The organism is Pseudomonas floridensis, from assembly GCF_002087235.1.
Lineage (GTDB): Bacteria > Pseudomonadota > Gammaproteobacteria > Pseudomonadales > Pseudomonadaceae > Aquipseudomonas > Aquipseudomonas floridensis.
Map to the genome: position 1 here is coordinate 45,915 of NZ_MUIO01000011.1, position 17,783 is coordinate 63,697.

At 58.2% G+C, this 17,783-nt stretch carries 16 protein-coding genes; 13 read left to right on the forward strand and 3 right to left on the reverse strand.

What is annotated here, in order from left to right; translation table 11 throughout:
• Window positions 1–52 precede the first annotated feature (52 nt).
• The 3 genes from aat (at window position 53) to infA (ending at window position 1,819) form a co-directional block, all read left to right on the forward strand.
• Window positions 53–742 carry a leucyl/phenylalanyl-tRNA--protein transferase gene (gene aat / locus BZK31_RS03715; RefSeq protein WP_083181349.1) on the forward strand — a complete coding sequence of 230 codons (690 nt, stop codon included), beginning with the start codon at window positions 53–55 and terminating at the stop codon, window positions 740–742.
• Between the two features lie 49 nt (window positions 743–791).
• On the forward strand, window positions 792–1,499 hold the full coding sequence (locus BZK31_RS03720; protein ID WP_083181350.1) for an arginyltransferase: 708 nt from the start codon (window positions 792–794) through the stop codon (window positions 1,497–1,499).
• A gap of 101 nt (window positions 1,500–1,600) precedes the next feature.
• A complete protein-coding gene (infA, locus tag BZK31_RS03725; RefSeq protein ID WP_002553999.1) occupies window positions 1,601–1,819 on the forward strand; it encodes a translation initiation factor IF-1 in 219 nt (72 codons plus the stop codon).
• Between the two features lie 113 nt (window positions 1,820–1,932).
• Here infA and clpA read toward each other — a convergent pair whose 3' ends face one another.
• A complete protein-coding gene (gene clpA, locus BZK31_RS03730; RefSeq protein WP_083181352.1) occupies window positions 1,933–4,206 on the reverse strand; it encodes an ATP-dependent Clp protease ATP-binding subunit ClpA in 2,274 nt (757 codons plus the stop codon).
• A gap of 30 nt (window positions 4,207–4,236) precedes the next feature.
• The gene (gene clpS, locus BZK31_RS03735; RefSeq protein ID WP_004884680.1) at window positions 4,237–4,599 is read right to left on the reverse strand and encodes an ATP-dependent Clp protease adapter ClpS; all 363 of its coding nucleotides are present in this window, start codon (window positions 4,597–4,599) and stop codon (window positions 4,237–4,239) included.
• Window positions 4,600–4,821: 222 nt separating this feature from the next.
• Between clpS and cspD the strand changes: the two genes are divergently transcribed.
• Window positions 4,822–5,091 carry a cold shock domain-containing protein CspD gene (cspD, locus tag BZK31_RS03740; RefSeq protein ID WP_083181353.1) on the forward strand — a complete coding sequence of 90 codons (270 nt, stop codon included), beginning with the start codon at window positions 4,822–4,824 and terminating at the stop codon, window positions 5,089–5,091.
• Between the two features lie 83 nt (window positions 5,092–5,174).
• Here the strand turns inward: cspD and icd are convergent, their stop codons facing one another.
• A complete protein-coding gene (icd, locus tag BZK31_RS03745; protein ID WP_083181355.1) occupies window positions 5,175–6,428 on the reverse strand; it encodes an NADP-dependent isocitrate dehydrogenase in 1,254 nt (417 codons plus the stop codon).
• Window positions 6,429–6,867: 439 nt separating this feature from the next.
• On the opposite strand from icd, the gene BZK31_RS03750 reads away from it, so the two are divergent.
• The 9 genes from BZK31_RS03750 to aceA all read left to right on the forward strand — a co-directional run bounded on the left by BZK31_RS03750 (window position 6,868) and on the right by aceA (window position 17,409).
• A complete protein-coding gene (locus tag BZK31_RS03750; RefSeq protein WP_083181356.1) occupies window positions 6,868–9,093 on the forward strand; it encodes an NADP-dependent isocitrate dehydrogenase in 2,226 nt (741 codons plus the stop codon).
• A gap of 142 nt (window positions 9,094–9,235) precedes the next feature.
• Window positions 9,236–9,682 carry an NUDIX hydrolase gene (locus tag BZK31_RS03755; protein WP_083181358.1) on the forward strand — a complete coding sequence of 149 codons (447 nt, stop codon included), beginning with the start codon at window positions 9,236–9,238 and terminating at the stop codon, window positions 9,680–9,682.
• 60 nt (window positions 9,683–9,742) lie between these two features.
• Window positions 9,743–10,873 (forward strand): tRNA 2-thiouridine(34) synthase MnmA, encoded by a 1,131-nt coding sequence (mnmA, locus tag BZK31_RS03760; protein WP_083181359.1) that lies wholly within the window; start codon window positions 9,743–9,745, stop codon window positions 10,871–10,873.
• Entirely contained in the window at window positions 10,873–11,493 is a 621-nt protein-coding gene (gene hflD / locus BZK31_RS03765; protein WP_083181361.1) for a high frequency lysogenization protein HflD, read from the forward strand. The genes mnmA and hflD overlap by 1 nt, the downstream gene beginning before the upstream one ends.
• A 132-nt stretch (window positions 11,494–11,625) precedes the next feature.
• On the forward strand, window positions 11,626–12,996 hold the full coding sequence (gene purB / locus BZK31_RS03770) for an adenylosuccinate lyase (RefSeq protein ID WP_083181362.1): 1,371 nt from the start codon (window positions 11,626–11,628) through the stop codon (window positions 12,994–12,996).
• A gap of 61 nt (window positions 12,997–13,057) precedes the next feature.
• Window positions 13,058–14,224, forward strand: a complete 1,167-nt coding sequence (locus BZK31_RS03775) for a ribosomal protein uL16 3-hydroxylase (protein WP_083181364.1) — start codon at window positions 13,058–13,060, stop codon at window positions 14,222–14,224.
• Entirely contained in the window at window positions 14,217–14,639 is a 423-nt protein-coding gene (locus BZK31_RS03780) for a GNAT family N-acetyltransferase (protein ID WP_083181366.1), read from the forward strand. Before BZK31_RS03775 ends, BZK31_RS03780 begins: the two co-directional genes overlap by 8 nt.
• A gap of 181 nt (window positions 14,640–14,820) precedes the next feature.
• Entirely contained in the window at window positions 14,821–15,552 is a 732-nt protein-coding gene (locus BZK31_RS03785) for a secretin N-terminal domain-containing protein (RefSeq protein WP_083181367.1), read from the forward strand.
• Between the two features lie 531 nt (window positions 15,553–16,083).
• Window positions 16,084–17,409 (forward strand): isocitrate lyase, encoded by a 1,326-nt coding sequence (aceA, locus tag BZK31_RS03795; RefSeq protein WP_083181369.1) that lies wholly within the window; start codon window positions 16,084–16,086, stop codon window positions 17,407–17,409.
• The last annotated feature ends 374 nt before the right edge of the window (window positions 17,410–17,783 follow it).

A 17,783-nucleotide genomic window follows, 5' to 3' on the forward strand; every position in this document is an offset into this window, starting at 1 on the left:
GTTGCAAACACGCCGCCCAGGCGCCCTCCCCTTCCGCAAAGTCGTGATGCCCATGCTGACCTGGTTACAACGCAACAGCCTCGATTTCCCGCCACTGGACAAGGCACTTCGCGAGCCCAACGGATTGCTCGCGGCGGGCGGCGACCTGTCCGCCGACCGCCTTGTCCGCGCCTACCGCCATGGCTGCTTTCCGTGGTTTCAGGACGGGCAACCCATCCTGTGGTGGTCGCCCGATCCGCGAACCGTACTCCTGCCCGAAGAGCTGCACGTCTCGCGAAGCCTCGCCAAGACCCTGCGCCAGGCCCGCTACACTGTGACGTTCGATCAGAACTTTGCAGCCGTTATTCAGGCCTGCGCCGAACCACGCAGTTATGCCAACGAAACCTGGATCACCCGCTCAATGCAAGAGGCGTATCTGGAGTTGCATCGCCGCGGCCACGCACACAGCGTCGAGGTCTGGGAAGGCGATACATTGGTCGGCGGCCTCTATGGCCTGGCGATGGGGCAGCTGTTTTTCGGCGAGTCGATGTTCAGCCGCGCAGACGACGCCTCCAAAGTCGGCTTTGCCACACTCGTTGAGCGCCTCCGGTTCTGGGGCTTCGTCCTGATCGATTGCCAGATGCCTACGCGCCACCTGCAAAGCTTCGGTGCACGATCGATTCCGCGCCAGGTATTTGCCGATTATTTGAACCGGCATCTGGATAGCCCGACTAACGCAGACTGGTTACCTAGGCGAGTTTGACAGGCTGGCATACACTCATGATTAAAGGTTTTTCGACAAGGGGGCGATCATGACGGAGCTGGCGCGGCTTAAGTTTTATGCCACTCAACCCCACACCTGCAGTTATTTGCCTGAAGAGCAGGCGACGACACTGTTTCTGGACCCCAGCCAACCTATGGATGTTCAGGTCTATGCCGACCTGTCCGACATGGGCTTTCGTCGTAGCGGCGATCATCTTTACCGGCCGCACTGTCAGAATTGCAGCGCCTGTGTGCCCGCACGCATCCCGGTGAATCTTTTCGTGCCGGACCGCCAGCAAAAACGTATTCTGAAACGCAACACCGACATAACAGTGCGCAGCACCAAACCGGTGTTCACCCAGGAATACTTCGATCTTTATCAGCGCTACATCGAACAACGGCATGCCGATGGCGATATGTTTCCACCCAGTCGCGATCAGTTCTCGACCTTTCTGGTTCGCGACCTGCCGTTTTCGCGTTTTTACGAGTTCCGGCTGGATGGACGCCTTCTGGCAGTGGCCGTGACCGACCTGCTGCCCAACGGACTGTCCGCCGTCTATACCTTCTACGAACCCGACGAAGAACGCCGCAGCCTGGGGCGCTATGCGATCCTGTGGCAGATAGCCGAAGCCGCGAGGCTGCAGTTGCACGCGGTGTACCTCGGATACTGGATAAAGAACTGCAAAAAGATGAATTACAAGACCCAATATCGCCCTATTGAGCTGCTGACCAACCAAAGATGGGTGACTCTGTATTGAACCCCTTGGCTTAAACAGGTTTTTTCGGGCACAATGCACGCCGCTTTTGCCTGGCGCCACTTGCACCGGGCCACTCATTTGTATACCGAGGGCTTTACTGCATGTCGAAAGAAGACAGCTTCGAAATGGAAGGCACTGTCGTCGACACCCTGCCCAACACCATGTTTCGCGTGGAGTTGGAAAACGGGCACGTCGTAACCGCGCATATCTCCGGCAAGATGCGCAAGAACTACATCCGTATTCTGACCGGTGACAAGGTGCGTGTAGAGCTGACGCCCTACGATTTGAGCAAAGGGCGTATCACCTACCGCGCTCGTTAATCAGGCTTTAACAAAAACGCCCGGCACATGCCGGGCGTTTTTGTTTGCCGAATGAATCAGCCATTACCCTCTTCAACTGCGCCCGCAACCGAGCGCAATTGAAGAGTGTTGCCTCAGGCCATTTCTGCGGTGGTTTCGTAGTCGAAGGTAATTTCGCCATCCTTGATGTCGATATGAACCACGCCACCATGCTCCGACAATTCGCCAAACAGGATCTCTTCGGCCAGCGGCCGCTTGATCTTGTCCTGAATCAGGCGAGCCATCGGTCGGGCACCCATCGCCGCATCGTAGCCGCCCTGCGCCAGCCAGCTTCTGGCCGCATCGGACACTTCGAGCAGAACCCGCTTGTCCTCCAGTTGCGCCTGCAGTTCGGTGAGGAACTTGTCCACCACGCTCTTGATGACTTCGTGGCTGAGACGGCCAAACTGGATGATGGTGTCCAGACGGTTGCGGAACTCAGGCGTGAAGCTCTTCTTGATCACTTCCATCGCATCGGAAGAATGATCCTGATGCGTGAAACCGATCGACGCACGCGCCGCGGATTCAGCACCGGCGTTAGTGGTCATGATCACGATCACGTTACGGAAATCCGCCTTGCGCCCGTTGTTGTCGGTCAACGTACCGTGATCCATCACCTGCAGCAGCAGGTTGAAGACTTCCGGATGGGCCTTCTCGATTTCATCGAGCAGCAGCACGCAATGCGGCTGACGCGTGATGGCTTCGGTGAGCAGACCACCCTGATCGAAACCGACATAGCCTGGAGGCGCACCAATGAGACGCGAAACGGTGTGCCGCTCCATGTACTCGGACATGTCGAAGCGAATCAACTCGACGCCCAGCGCCTTGGCCAACTGACGGGCCGCCTCGGTCTTGCCGACACCGGTCGGACCTGCGAACAGGAACGAACCGACAGGCTTGTCCGGGGATTTGAGCCCCGCGCGGGACAGTTTGATGGCGGTGGACAGCGAATCGATTGCCGCATCCTGACCGAACACTGTGAGCTTGAGGTCGCGCTCCAGGTTACGCAGCAACTCTTTATCGGAGCTGTTGACGTGCTTTGGCGGAATACGCGCAATCTTGGCGACGATGTCTTCGACCTGAGGCACGTCGATGCGCTTGACGCGTTGCTCGATGGGCTGCAGACGCTGATAGGCGCCCGCCTCGTCGATTACGTCGATCGCCTTGTCCGGCATGTGACGGTCGTTGATGTAGCGCGATGCAAGCTCTGCCGCGGCACGCAACGCCTCATCGCTGTACTCGATGCTGTGATGCTGCTCGAAACGTCCTTTGAGGCCGCGAAGGATGCCAATGGTGTCTTCGACCGAAGGCTCGGACACATCAACTTTCTGGAAACGGCGCGCCAAGGCACGGTCCTTCTCGAAAATTCCGCGGAATTCCTGGAAGGTGGTCGAGCCGATGCAACGGATATCACCCGAAGACAGCAGAGGCTTGAGCAGATTCGACGCGTCCATGACCCCACCGGACGCGGCGCCGGCGCCGATGATGGTGTGAATTTCGTCGATGAACAGAATCGCATGAGGACGCTTGCGCAGCTCATTGAGCAGCGCCTTGAAGCGCTTCTCGAAGTCACCGCGGTACTTGGTGCCGGCCAGCAGCGCACCCAGGTCGAGCGAATAGACAACACTGCTGGCGAGCAGATCGGGCACCTGATTGTCGACGATGCGCTTGGCCAGGCCCTCGGCGATCGCGGTCTTGCCCACGCCCGCCTCTCCGACCAGCAGCGGGTTGTTCTTGCGGCGACGCGCCAGAATCTGTGCGACCCGCTCGACCTCATGCTCACGGCCGACCAGTGGATCGATGCGCCCCTGACGCGCCAATTCGTTCAGATTGCTGGCATAGGCATCCAGAGGATTGCCAGAGGAAGATGCTTCACCGCCCTCGTCGTCCTGCATATCTTGCTCACCTTCAGAAGAGTGTTCGCCATGCCCTGGAACCTTGGAGATACCGTGGGCGATGTAATTGACGACATCAATCCGGGCTACGCTCTGCTGCTTGAGCAGAAACACGGCCTGGCTTTCCTGCTCACTGAAAATCGCAACCAGTACGTTCGCACCGGTCACTTCGCGCTTGCCGGAGCTCTGTACGTGGAAGACTGCGCGTTGCAGCACGCGCTGGAAGCCCAGCGTGGGCTGGGTTTCGCGATCCTCGTCATGCACGGGAATCAGTGGTGTGGTGGAGTCGATAAACTCCTGCAGATCATGCTTGAGCTTATCGAGGTTTGCGCCGCAGGCACGCAAGACAGTGGCTGCAGCCTCATTATCCAATAAAGCCAGCAGGAGGTGCTCGACCGTCATGAACTCATGACGTTTTGAACGAGCTTCCTTGAAGGCCAGATTGAGGGTGACTTCGAGCTCACGGTTTAACATAGCTTCACCTCATACCCAAGTGGTCGGCGATTAACCGTCCTTCTCGATCTCACAGAGTAGTGGATGCTGGCTCTCCCTGGCGTATTGATTGACCTGCATTGCCTTGGTCTCGGCGATGTCGCGGGTAAACAATCCGCAGACTGCCCGTCCCTCTGTATGGACGGCCAGCATGACCTTGGTGGCCAGCTCACGATTCAGGTTAAAAAACACCTCGAGCACTTCAACGACGAAATCCATCGGGGTGTAGTCATCGTTAAACAAAACCACCTTGTACATCGGTGGAGCCTGCAGGGTCGGCTTGGCGTCCTGCACTGCGATGCCAGCCGAGTCGTCCTCGTGTGACTGCGGACCATCCTGATTGAATGTTAGTCGAATCTTGCTGAATGCATGCATGGAAAGAAACGTTCATGGTAAAGGGCGGATTGAGCGTTAGTCGCAGTCTGACCGGTTTTCAAATGGACTGCCGCATGACCTTGACTATCAGCTAAACGGTGTTACAAACAATAGAGCCCACATTGGGTAAAAAGGGTCCGCGCAGTCAACCAAAATTTTTTAGGTCAGGCGGATTGAGGTGGATGATACTCCAGACGGAGTCCTTTGCAGAGGGATATGGCTATGCTCAGTGGTAAAGTCAAGTGGTTCAATAATGCAAAAGGCTATGGATTTATCCTTGCCGACGGCAGGGATGAAGATCTGTTCGCCCATTATTCGGCTATCAACATGGATGGTTACAAAACACTCAAGGCGGGCCAACCGGTCAGCTTCGAGATTATCCAGGGCCCGAAAGGTCTGCATGCAGTGAACATCACCACAGTCACAGCAAGCGTCAGCGCTGCGGCTGAGGGTTCGAATGCGACCCAGAAAGCTTCCAATGTGCCAGCCTGAGGCGAACCACCACAAACGCCAGCCATAGGAAACTGCCGGTTCAGACCCGTCTGAACCGGCAGTTCTGGATCGCTGGACAGGCGTTACATGTGCGCAATCAGCGCATTGCCGAATGCTGATGAGGACAGCAACGTTGCTCCCTCCATCAAACGCTCAAAGTCATAGGTCACCGTTTTAGCGGAGATTGCGCCGTTGGTGCCCTTGATGATCAGGTCGGCCGCCTCGGTCCACCCCATGTGCCGCAACATCATTTCAGCCGACAGAATCAACGAACCGGGATTGACCTGATCCTTGCCTGCATACCTGGGCGCTGTTCCGTGCGTCGCCTCGAACATCGCCACGGTGTCCGACAGATTCGCGCCAGGCGCGATGCCGATCCCACCCACCTGAGCCGCCAGGGCATCGGAAAGGTAGTCGCCATTGAGGTTGAGCGTAGCGATCACATCATAGTCGGCTGGCCTCAACAGGATCTGCTGCAACATGGCGTCAGCGATCACGTCTTTTACCACGACCTCTCTGCCGGTTTTGGCGTTTTTGAACCGCATCCACGGACCGCCATCGAGCAAGGTCGCTCCAAACTCATTTGTCGCCACCTCATAGCCCCACTCCTTGAAGGCGCCCTCGGTGTATTTCATGATGTTGCCTTTGTGGACGATAGTCAGCGAAGTCCGATTGTTGTCGACAATGTATTGCAGCGCCTTGCGCACCAGGCGTTGAGTACCTTCTTTGGAGACCGGTTTGACGCCGATGCCGCAGTCCTGCTCGAAGCGGATTTTGGTAACGCCCATCTCCTCCTTCAAAAATCCGATGACTTTTTCAGCCTCGGCTGAACCCGCCCGCCATTCGATTCCAGCGTAAATGTCTTCCGAATTTTCGCGAAAAATCGTCATATTCACATCGCCCGGCTTTTTCACCGGACTGGGCACGCCTTCGAACCAGCGAACCGGGCGCAGGCAGACGTAAAGGTCCAGCTCCTGACGAAGCGCGACGTTCAGCGAACGGATGCCTCCGCCGACAGGCGTGGTAAGCGGCCCTTTGATAGACACGACGTACTCCCTCACCGCCTGCAGGGTTTCGGCAGGAAGCCACGTATCCGGGCCATAGATCTGTGTCGCCTTTTCGCCAGCGTAGACCTCCATCCAGAAGATCTTGCGTTGTCCCTCATACGCCTTTTGAACGGCGGCGTTGACGACCTCGATCATCACCGGACTGATGTCGACACCGATACCGTCGCCTTCGATGAACGGGATGATCGGGTTGTCAGGGACTTTCAATGAGTGATCGGCGTTGACTGCTATTTTCTCACCATTGCTTGGAATGATTATCCTGGATTCCATGACTGACTCCGTTTTCGGGTCTGTTTGGACTGCATGACAACCCTTGAGCGTAGCCACGCCCATTGGCAGCCGCAAACCCAAGCGCCTGGCGGACACCGCGCAAAACGCTTGAAAACATTGGGCCAGAGCGGTTTCGTTCGACCATCGGCGAATATTCATTATTCGATAGCACGCATAGCATTAATGCGTGGCGCCAAGGGTTTGATATACTGCGCGCCGTGACCGCAGAGTCATAAAGGCTGACCCGTCTGAAACAGACTTCTCAGCCTTCCAGATGCGCCGGACTGATGCTCGTCCGGCAGCTTGACGCTCGACTGATGCACCCAACATCACCGCGAATAAACCTCGACCCAGGCTCATGACTGAACTGTGAGCAGAGTGCATACCCTGCGCGTATCGAGATTTTGTGCATGCTCAGCAAAACAGAGAGTTAATACGAATGTCCAACCGCTCGAAGATCATCTACACCTTCACCGACGAAGCTCCGGCCCTCGCCACCTATTCGCTGCTGCCCATTATCGAAGCGTTCACCGCCTCCTCCGATATCGACGTGGAAACGCGTGATATCTCCCTGGCAGGCCGCGTTCTCTCCAGCTTCCCGGAGTCGCTTGGCGCCGATCAACAAGTGCCGGATCATCTCGCCGAGCTGGGCAAACTGGCTACCACGCCAGAAGCCAACATCATCAAACTGCCTAACATCAGCGCCTCCGTTCCACAGCTGAAAGCCACCATCAAGGAGCTTCAGGAGCAGGGTTTCAAGATTCCCGACTACCCTGAAGCACCGTCCACCGACGCCGAGAAAGAAACCCGCGCCCGCTACGACAAGGTCAAGGGCAGCGCCGTGAACCCGGTTCTGCGCGAAGGCAACTCCGACCGCCGCGCACCGCTGTCGGTCAAGAACTACGCTCGCAAGCACCCGCACAAGATGGGCACCTGGTCGGCCGACTCCAAGGCTCACGTAGCCCACATGAGCAACGGCGACTTCTACGGCAGCGAAAAAGCGGCCCAGATCGACGCCGACAACACCGTCAAGATCGAACTGGTAGCTCAGGACGGCACCACGACCGTTCTCAAGGAAAAAACGGCCGTCAAGGCGGGCGAGATCGTCGACTGCTCGGTCATGAGCGCAAAAGCCCTGCGTAGCTTCATCGCTGCCGAGATCGAAGACGCCAAGAAGCAAGGCGTGCTGTTCTCTGTGCACCTGAAAGCCACCATGATGAAAATCTCCGATCCGATCATGTTCGGTCTGATCGTCGACGAGTTCTACAAGGATGCGCTGACCAAGCACGCCGATACACTCAAGCAGATCGGCTTTAGCCTGAACAATGGCATCGGCGACCTGTACGACCGTATAGGCACCCTGCCCGCTGACAAGCAGGCCGAGATCAAAGCCGATATCGACGCGGTTTACGCCGTACGCCCACAACTGGCGATGGTCAACTCCGACAAGGGCATCACCAACCTGCACGTGCCAAGCGACGTGATCGTCGATGCATCGATGCCTGCGATGATCCGTGATTCCGGCAAGATGTGGGGCACCGATGGCCAGCTGCACGATGCCAAGGCCGTGATCCCGGATCGCTGCTACGCCACCATTTATCAGGCTGTGATCGAAGACTGCAAGAAGAACGGCGCTTTCGATCCGACCACCATGGGCAGTGTGCCAAACGTTGGCCTTATGGCTCAGAAGGCCGAAGAATACGGCTCGCACGACAAAACCTTCCAGATCAAGACCGACGGCGTAGTGCGTGTCACCGACAGTCAGGGCAAGCTGCTCATGGAGCAGAAGGTCGAGACCGGCGACATCTGGCGCATGTGCCAGGCCAAGGACGCGCCAATCCAGGACTGGGTCAAACTGGCCGTGAACCGCGCACGCGCCAGCAACACTCCGGCCATTTTCTGGCTGGACGCTTCCCGCGCGCACGACAGCGTGATGATCGAGAAAGTGCGTCAGTACCTGCGCGATCACGACACCTCGGGCCTGGACATCCAGATCCTGTCGCCGGTCGAAGCCATGAAGCTGACCCTGGAGCGCACCCGCGCCGGCAAGGACACCATCTCGGTAACCGGTAACGTGCTGCGCGACTACCTGACCGACCTGTTCCCGATCATGGAACTGGGCACCAGCGCAAAAATGCTGTCGATCGTACCGCTGATGAATGGCGGTGGCCTGTTCGAGACCGGTGCCGGCGGTTCGGCTCCGAAGCACGTTCAGCAGTTCGTCGAAGAGAACTTCCTGCGTTGGGACTCGCTGGGCGAATTCCTGGCGCTGGCCGCTTCGCTGGAACATCTGGGCAATGCCTACAACAACCCGAAAGCATTGGTGCTGTCCAAGACCCTCGACCAGGCCACTGGCGAGTTCCTGGACCGTAACAAGTCGCCTTCGCGTAAGGTCGGGGGCATCGACAACCGCGGCAGCCACTTCTACCTCACCCTGTTCTGGGCCCAGGCACTGGCTGCGCAGAATGACGATGCAGCCCTGAAGGCTCAGTTCGCTCCGCTGGCCAAGACCCTGACCGACAACGAAGAAAAAATCGTTGCCGAACTGGGTGCGGTGCAAGGCAAACCGGTGGAAATCGGTGGCTACTACTACGCCAATGCCGAGAAGACCAGCAAAGCCATGCGCCCGAGCGCGACCTTGAACGCAGCCATCGCCGCGTTGTAAGGGATTGATGGGCGACGCTTCGCGGCGTCACCCTCAAGCAAGGCCCCGACGCATGCGTCGGGGCCTTTTGCATTCAGAACAGCAAAGGCCCGCAGCACGCACATCGCGCCCCCGCCTGTCCCTACTCTCAAAGGAGCTCCCTATGACCTGGCAAGCCCATGTCACCGTCGCCACGATCGTCGAGGATCAGGGCCGCTTTCTGTTCGTCGAAGAGATCAAGGCCGGACGCAAGGTACTCAATCAGCCGGCCGGCCACCTGGATCCGGACGAAAGCCTGCAACACGCTGCCGTACGCGAAACACTCGAAGAAACCGGCTGGGACGTCGAACTGACCGGCGTGGTAGGCATTTACCTTTATACCGCGCCGAGCAATGGCGTCACGTATCAGCGTATCTGCTTCGCGGCCAAAGCACTGCGCCATCATCCGGACTACACACTTGATGAAGGCATCGTCGGCCCCCTGTGGCTAACCCGGGATGAACTGATGACCGAGCAGGCACGCTGGCGCAGCGAACTGGTGCTGCGCTGCGTCGATGATTATTTGAATGCCGAACGTTTCAGTCTCGACCTGCTGCGCGACAAGGCGTGAGACTCGACGCCCTCAGCCTGATAGAATCGCGTCCTTTTCAAGGCCACCCATTGAATCCCTATGCGTGATCCAGCCCCCTCCAACTCAGAAATGAAGCGCGTCATAGTCGGCATGTCCGGCGGCGTGGACTCTTCCGTTTCCGCCGTACTGCTCATGGAGCAGGGTTATCAGGTGGAAGGCTTGTTCATGAAGAACTGGGAAGAAGACGACGGAACGGAATATTGCACCGCCCGCGAAGACCTGGCCGATGCTCAGGCCGTGTGCGACAAGATCGGCATAAAGCTGCACACCGCCAACTTCGCGGCGGAATACTGGGACAATGTCTTCGAACATTTCCTGGAAGAGTACAAGGCCGGGCGCACTCCCAACCCCGACATCCTGTGCAACCGGGAAATCAAGTTCAAGGCCTTCCTCGACTACGCCCTCATGCTTGGCGCCGATCTGATTGCCACGGGCCACTATGTGCGCCGCCGTGACATTGACGGACGTACCGAACTGCTCAAGGGACTGGACCCGAACAAGGACCAGAGCTACTTCCTGCACGCCGTCGGCGGCAAGCAGATCGCCAGAACCCTGTTTCCGGTCGGCGAACTGGAAAAGCCGGAAGTGCGGGCCATCGCGGAAAAGCACGGCCTGGCGACGGCCAGGAAAAAGGATTCCACTGGCATCTGCTTCATTGGCGAGCGGCGCTTTACTGACTTCCTGCGCCAGTACCTGCCAGCGCAGCCGGGCGAAATCAAGACCACCGAAGGCGAAGTCATCGGTCGCCACAGCGGTTTGATGTACCACACCATCGGCCAGCGTCAGGGCTTGGGCATTGGCGGCCTCAAGGACGCCAGCGACGACCCTTGGTACGTACTGGTCAAGGACCTGGAGCATAACGAACTGATCGTAGGCCAGGGCAACGATCACCCGTGGCTGTTCTCCCGGGCGCTGGTTTCCTCGGAAATCTACTGGGTCAACCCCATCGACCTGAGCAGCCCGCGCAAGTTGACCGCCAAGGTTCGCTATCGTCAGGGCGACCAGCAGTGCACGCTGGAAAAAACTGCCGTCGGCTACCGCGCCACGTTCGACGAACCACAGCGCGCCGTGACACCTGGCCAGTCCGTGGTGTTCTACGATGGCGAAATCTGCCTGGGCGGCGGCGTGATCGAAATCGCCGAACCCTGGACCAGCAAGGATACGCGTTGATGACACCGACTCAGGAACAATTAACCGCTCTGGGAGGTGTATTCCAGGCCGCCGTTCTGGTCGACAGAATTGCCAAGACCGGACAGGTCAGCGAGGCAGCGTTGAGCTGCATGATCGGCAGCCTGCTAATCGTCGATCCCAAGGACACGCTGGACGTGTACGGCGGCGACGACCTGAATCTGCACGAAGGCTATCGCGCCATGGTCAGCGCTTTGGAGCGCGACCCCGCGACCCTGCAACGCGAGCCACTGCGCTATGCACTGTCGATGCTGGGCCTGGAACGTCAGTTGGCCAAGCGTGACGACATGCTGGAGACCATCGGCAAACGCATTCCGGTCATTCAGTCCCAAGTCGAGCATTTCGGCGTGGCGCACGAGAACGTGATTGCCGCCACTGCCGCGCTGTACCAGGACACCCTGAGCACACTGCGCCAGCGTATTCAGGTGCACGGCGACATGCGTAACCTGCAGCAGCCCAACAACGCCTCGAAGATTCGCGCCCTGCTGCTGGCCGGTATCCGCTCCGCGCGCCTGTGGCGGCAAGTGGGCGGTCATCGCTGGCAACTGGTCTTCAATCGACGCAAGATGTTGAAAGAACTCTACCCATTGCTGCACGGCTGACCCGCCGCGCAACAATGACCTTCACCACCACAGGCACGGTGTGATCTACGCTGGTCAGTCCGCCTCAGTCGGACTGATTTTTCATGTATGATACGCGCCCCTTTTCGTTGCCCGACTGTCCGAGAGCACCCCATGCAGCTTTCTTCGCTCACCGCGGTTTCCCCTGTTGATGGCCGCTACGCCGGCAAAACCCAGGCCTTGCGCCCCGTTTTCAGCGAATACGGCCTGATCCGTTTTCGCGTGATGGTTGAAGTACGCTGGCTCCAGCGTCTGGCAGCCCATCCACAGATCACCGAAGTCCCGGCGTTCTCCGCGCAGGCCAATGCGATCCTCAATGCGCTGGCAGAAGACTTTTCCGTGGAGCACGCCGAGCGCGTAAAAGAAATCGAGCGCACCACAAACCACGACGTGAAAGCCGTGGAGTACCTGCTCAAGGAACAGGCGGCCAAGCTGCCGGAGCTGGAAAAGGTCAGCGAATTCATCCATTTCGCCTGCACCAGCGAGGACATCAACAACCTGTCCCACGCGCTGATGCTGCGTGAAGGCCGCGATAACGTGATGCTGCCGTTGATGCGTCAGATCGCCGACGCCATTCGCGAACTGGCCATCCGCTTCGCCGACGTACCCATGCTGTCCCGCACCCACGGCCAGCCAGCTTCCCCGACCACTCTGGGCAAGGAGCTGGCCAACGTCGTCTACCGCCTGGAACGCCAGATCACCCAGATTGCGGCCGTGCCCCTGCTGGGCAAGATCAACGGCGCAGTCGGCAACTACAACGCGCACCTGTCGGCCTACGCCGATATCGACTGGGAAGCCAACGCACGCGCTTTCATCGAAGAGGAACTGGGCCTGGGCTTCAACCCGTATACCACCCAGATCGAGCCGCACGACTACATCGCCGAACTGTTCGACGCGATTGCGCGCTTCAACACCATCCTGATCGACTTCGACCGCGATATCTGGGGTTACATCTCGCTGGGCTACTTCAAGCAGCGCACCATTGCAGGCGAAATCGGCTCATCGACCATGCCGCACAAGGTCAACCCGATCGACTTCGAAAACTCCGAAGGCAATCTGGGTATCGCCAATGCGCTGTTCCAGCACCTGGCCAGCAAGCTGCCGATTTCCCGCTGGCAGCGCGACCTGACCGACTCGACCGTGTTGCGCAACCTCGGCGTCGGCTTCGCTCATAGCGTGATCGCCTATGAAGCCAGCCTGAAAGGCATCAGCAAGCTGGAATTGAACGAACAACGTATTGCCGCTGACCTGGATGCCTGCTGGGAAGTGTTGGCCGAGCCGATCCAGACGGTCATGCGTCGCTACAACATCGAAAACCCGTACGAAAAGCTGAAAGAACTGACACGCGGCAAGGGCATTACCCCACAAGCGCTGCAAACTTTCATCGACGGTCTGAACATGCCTGCCGAAGCGAAGGCCGAGCTAAAGACGCTCACGCCTGCCAACTACATCGGCAATGCGGCAGCCCAGGCCAAGCGCATCTGACACGCAATACCATTTGCACACGCCCGGCTGTGCCGGGCGTTTTCATTTCAAGGGCTTACACATGAATCCTGATATTCCTCTTCAACTTTTGGGCGGCATCAGCGCGCGCGTTTTCCTGCGTGATTACTGGCAGAAAAAGCCATTGCTGATCCGCCAGGCACTGCCGGACTTCCAGAGCCCGATCGATGCGGACGAACTGGCCGGCCTTGCTCTTGAAGAAGAAGTCGAGTCGCGACTGGTCATCGAAAACGGCGAGCGTCCATGGGAGCTACGTCGCGGCCCCTTTGCTGAAGATGAGTTCAGCAAGCTGCCGGAGCGTGAATGGACCCTGCTGGTTCAGGCGGTCGATCAATTCGTTCCGGAAGTGGGTGAACTGCTGGAAAACTTCCGCTTTCTGCCGAGCTGGCGGATCGATGACGTAATGATCAGCTACGCCGCGCCAGGGGGCAGCGTCGGTCCACACTTCGACAACTACGACGTATTCCTGCTGCAAGGTCACGGCAAGCGTCACTGGCAGATCGGCCAGATGTGCGACTCCGACAGCGCCCTGCTGCAACACGCAGACCTGCGCATCCTCGCCGACTTCGAGGCCACCGAAGAGTGGACCCTGGAACCGGGCGACATGCTGTACCTACCGCCTCGCCTGGCTCACTGCGGCGTGGCGGTGGATGACTGCCTGACGTATTCGGTCGGCTTCCGCGCCCCCAGTGCGGCCGAGGTACTGACCCACTTCACCGACTTCCTCAGCCAGTTCATTCCGGATGAAGAGCGCTACACCGATGCCGATGCACAGCCGGTTAGCGACCCGCATCAGATCCAGCACGACGCACTCGACCGCCTCAAAGCCCTGCTGGCCGAACACATGGGCGACGAGCGCCTGCTGCTGACCTGGTTTGGCCAGTTCATGACCGAACCGCGTTACCCGGAATTGGTCACCGGGCCTGAACTGGAAGAAGAAGACCTGCTCGACAGCCTCGAACAAGGCGCGGTGCTGATTCGCAACCCGAGTGCGCGCCTGGCCTGGTCGGAAGTGGACGATGATCTGCTACTGTTTGCCAGTGGCCAGAGCCGCTTGCTGCCGGGCAGCTTGCGCGAACTGCTCAAGCTGATCTGTGCCGCCGATGCACTGCACGCTGAAAACCTCGGTCAATGGCTGACCGATGAAGAAGGTCGCAATCTGCTTTGCGAACTCGTAAAACAAGGAAGCCTGGGATTTGCCGATGAATAAAATCACCGTATCTGTTGCAGACTGGCAGAAGAACAACGCCGATATCCGGCGTATTCGCGACGCGGTCTTCATCGCCGAGCAATCGGTACCGCCGGAACTGGAATGGGATTCGGAAGACATGGAGGCCGTGCATTTCCTGGCCTACGAAGGCGATTATCCGGTTGGCACCGCCCGGCTGCTGCACGATGGTGAAATCGGACGTCTGTCGGTGCTCAAGGACTGGCGCGGGCTAAAAGCAGGCGAAGCACTGCTCACTGCAGTGATCGGCGAAGCGGAAAGGCGTGGGCTGAAGCAACAGAAGCTCAGCGCACAGGTTCAAGCCGCAGCGTTCTACGAGCGTTTCGGCTTTACCGTGGTCAGCGACGAGTTCCTGGAAGCCGGCCTGCCTCACGTAGACATGGTCCGTCATAGCTGAGAATCTTATGTAGGCGTTTTCAAGCGCACTACACAATCACAACGCCCCGCCTTCGTACCCAGCCTGACCAGGCTGGAGCACAGAATGCCGGGGCGTTTTGTGTTTCTGCCATTCAGATTGCCTGCGCCAGGCCGACAACATGGCACACTCATGCTTTACGGCCCCATCGCGGAGAATGGACATGTCAGGACGTACCCTGCTCGCTTCACTGTTGATCGCCTTCAGCTCCTACACCCTCGCCGCCACGGAAATTGTGCCACTCAATTACCGCACCAGCGCAGACCTCCTGCCGGTCGCCAAGTCATTTCTGGGCCAGGACGGCACGGTCAGCGCCTACGAAAACCAGCTGGTCGTCAATGCCGATTCGCGCAAGATCGAAGAACTTCGCACCTTGATCTCACAACTGGACACGGCACCGAAGCGCCTGCTCATCAGCGTAGACACCAGTGAAAACGCGTCCCGCAGCGCCAACGGTTCACGCGTGATCAATTACGGCACGACAAGCCGCGAAGGCGGCGTGCAGCAGATTCAGACCAGTGAGGGCACTCCGGCGCTGATCCAGATCGGACAAAGCGTGCCGCTGACCACCTCGTCCACTGACTCGTATGGTTACGCGCAAAGCAATACCGAGTACCGCAACGTCACCCAGGGTTTCTACGTCACCGCAAGCGTCACCGGCGACAACGTGCACCTGAACATCAGCACCAACCGCGACCGCATGAGCCAGGAACGGCCGGACGCAATCAAAGTGCAAAGCACCGACAGTCAAGTCAGCGGTCGCCTCGGGGAATGGATCACCCTGGCCAGCAGCAGCGACCAATCGATAGCCGAACAGAGTGGCGAAGCGCAGCGCTACTCCACTCAGGGCCGGGACGACATGGTATTACGCGTCATGGTGCAAACTCTCGAATAGCCTGCATGGGCCTGAAACCCAGTACCTACGGGCCTTTTAATGACCAGTCAGTCTCTTTTCACGGATTATGTAGTGATTAATAAAAAGCACTACAAATCGTTTGACGAGGCAAAACCTGCGAGGCATGATTGCCTCGCTCCCGCTGATCAGAGGCCTCGAAAAGGCCTTCGAATCGCGCTCTGACTCACCCACTTGAGCCGATTCGTGTCCGCACCGCCCACAAGGCAGTTTGACGAGGTTGCGACTGGAACGAAGTTGTCCCGAGGGACGGAAGCGTAAACGGTAACCCGGCAAGGCTTTTTGGTGACGCACAACGGCATCCACGAGCCAGACTGTCAACCTGACTGAGTCATGTCCCGGTACCTGCTCTCCACCTTCGAGCCCATCGTTCACCTTTCGCGCCCTTTGCACACTGCGGTCCTGGAACCGGACCTCGGGTCAGCGAGCAGCCATATACCGTGCCTTCGATAAACAAGGCGTTTTGGCGGAGCAGGACTTTCCAACAAGACCTACTTCTAGAGGTTTATCTCCATGGCACTGACACGCGAACAACAAATAGCGGCTCTCGAAAAAGACTGGGCTGAAAATCCGCGCTGGAAACAGGTGACCCGTACTTATTCCGCCGCAGACGTGGTGCGCTTGCGTGGATCGGTTCAACCGGAACACACCCTGGCAAAGATGGGCGCCGACAAGCTCTGGAATCTGGTCACCCAAGGTGCCAGGCCGTCATTTCGGCCAGACAAGGACTTCGTCAACTGCATGGGGGCCTTGACCGGTGGTCAGGCCGTGCAGCAAGTGAAGGCCGGGATCCAGGCGATCTACCTTTCGGGCTGGCAAGTAGCCGCCGACAACAACTCCGCCGAATCCATGTACCCGGACCAGTCGCTGTACCCGGTCGATTCGGTGCCTACCGTGGTCAAGCGCATCAACAACTCGTTCCGTCGTGCCGACCAGATTCAGTGGAAAGCCGGCAAGAATCCCGGCGATGAAGGCTATATCGATTATTTCGCACCCATCGTGGCGGATGCCGAGGCGGGTTTCGGTGGCGTGCTGAACGCCTACGAGTTGATGAAAAGCATGATCGAGGCAGGCGCAGCCGGTGTGCACTTCGAAGATCAACTGGCTTCGGTGAAGAAATGCGGACACATGGGCGGCAAAGTGCTGGTGCCGACTCAGGAAGCCGTGCAGAAACTGGTGGCGGCGCGTTTGGCGGCGGACGTTGCCGGCGTCCCGACGATCATTCTGGCCCGTACTGACGCCAATGCCGCAGACTTGCTGACTTCCGACTGCGACCCTTACGACCAGCCGTTCGTCACCGGCCAGCGCACGCCGGAAGGCTTCTACAAAGTACGTGCAGGCCTGGATCAAGCGATTTCGCGTGGTCTGGCGTACGCCCCGTATGCCGATCTGATCTGGTGCGAAACCGCCAAACCGGACCTGGACGAGGCGCGTCGCTTTGCCGAGGCGATCAAGAAGGAATACCCGGACCAGTTGCTGTCCTACAACTGCTCGCCTTCTTTCAACTGGAAGAAAAACCTGGACGACGCAACCATTGCGAAATTTCAGCGTGAGCTGTCAGCAATGGGCTACAAGCACCAATTCATCACGCTGGCAGGTATTCACAACATGTGGCACAGCATGTTCAATCTGGCGCACGACTACGCCCGCAACGACATGACCGCGTATGTGAAACTGCAGGAACAGGAGTTCGCCGACGCCGCCAAGGGTTACACCTTCGTGGCTCACCAGCAGGAAGTGGGCACCGGCTACTTCGACGACATGACGACCGTGATCCAGGGCGGTGTATCGTCGGTGACGGCCCTGACCGGCTCCACCGAAGAAGAACAGTTCCACTGACACCACGCATTACGCCCGCACCGAAAGAACCGCCCGCCCAGGCGGTTTTTTTTGCATGCCAAACAACAGGCGTATTGATACGGAACAATGTATGCCGCGCTGAAAAATGCGATAAAACCGGCATGCGTTTAATACACTGACCGCGCAACTAGGCGGACACAAACTAACCGCAGCCCTTCAAATGATATCAATTATCATTCAAATTGCGTTTCATTCATTTTCGACGCCCCGATACATAATCGGTAAAAAGCGCCATGACGCCCGCCTGGCAAGCCCTCCAGCCCTGCCAGAGGCTTATAGCCGATTGATTCCTTGAATAAATTTGATGTAGAAAATTTACTTGCCAACTGTTTGCACATAAAATCATTCCGTTG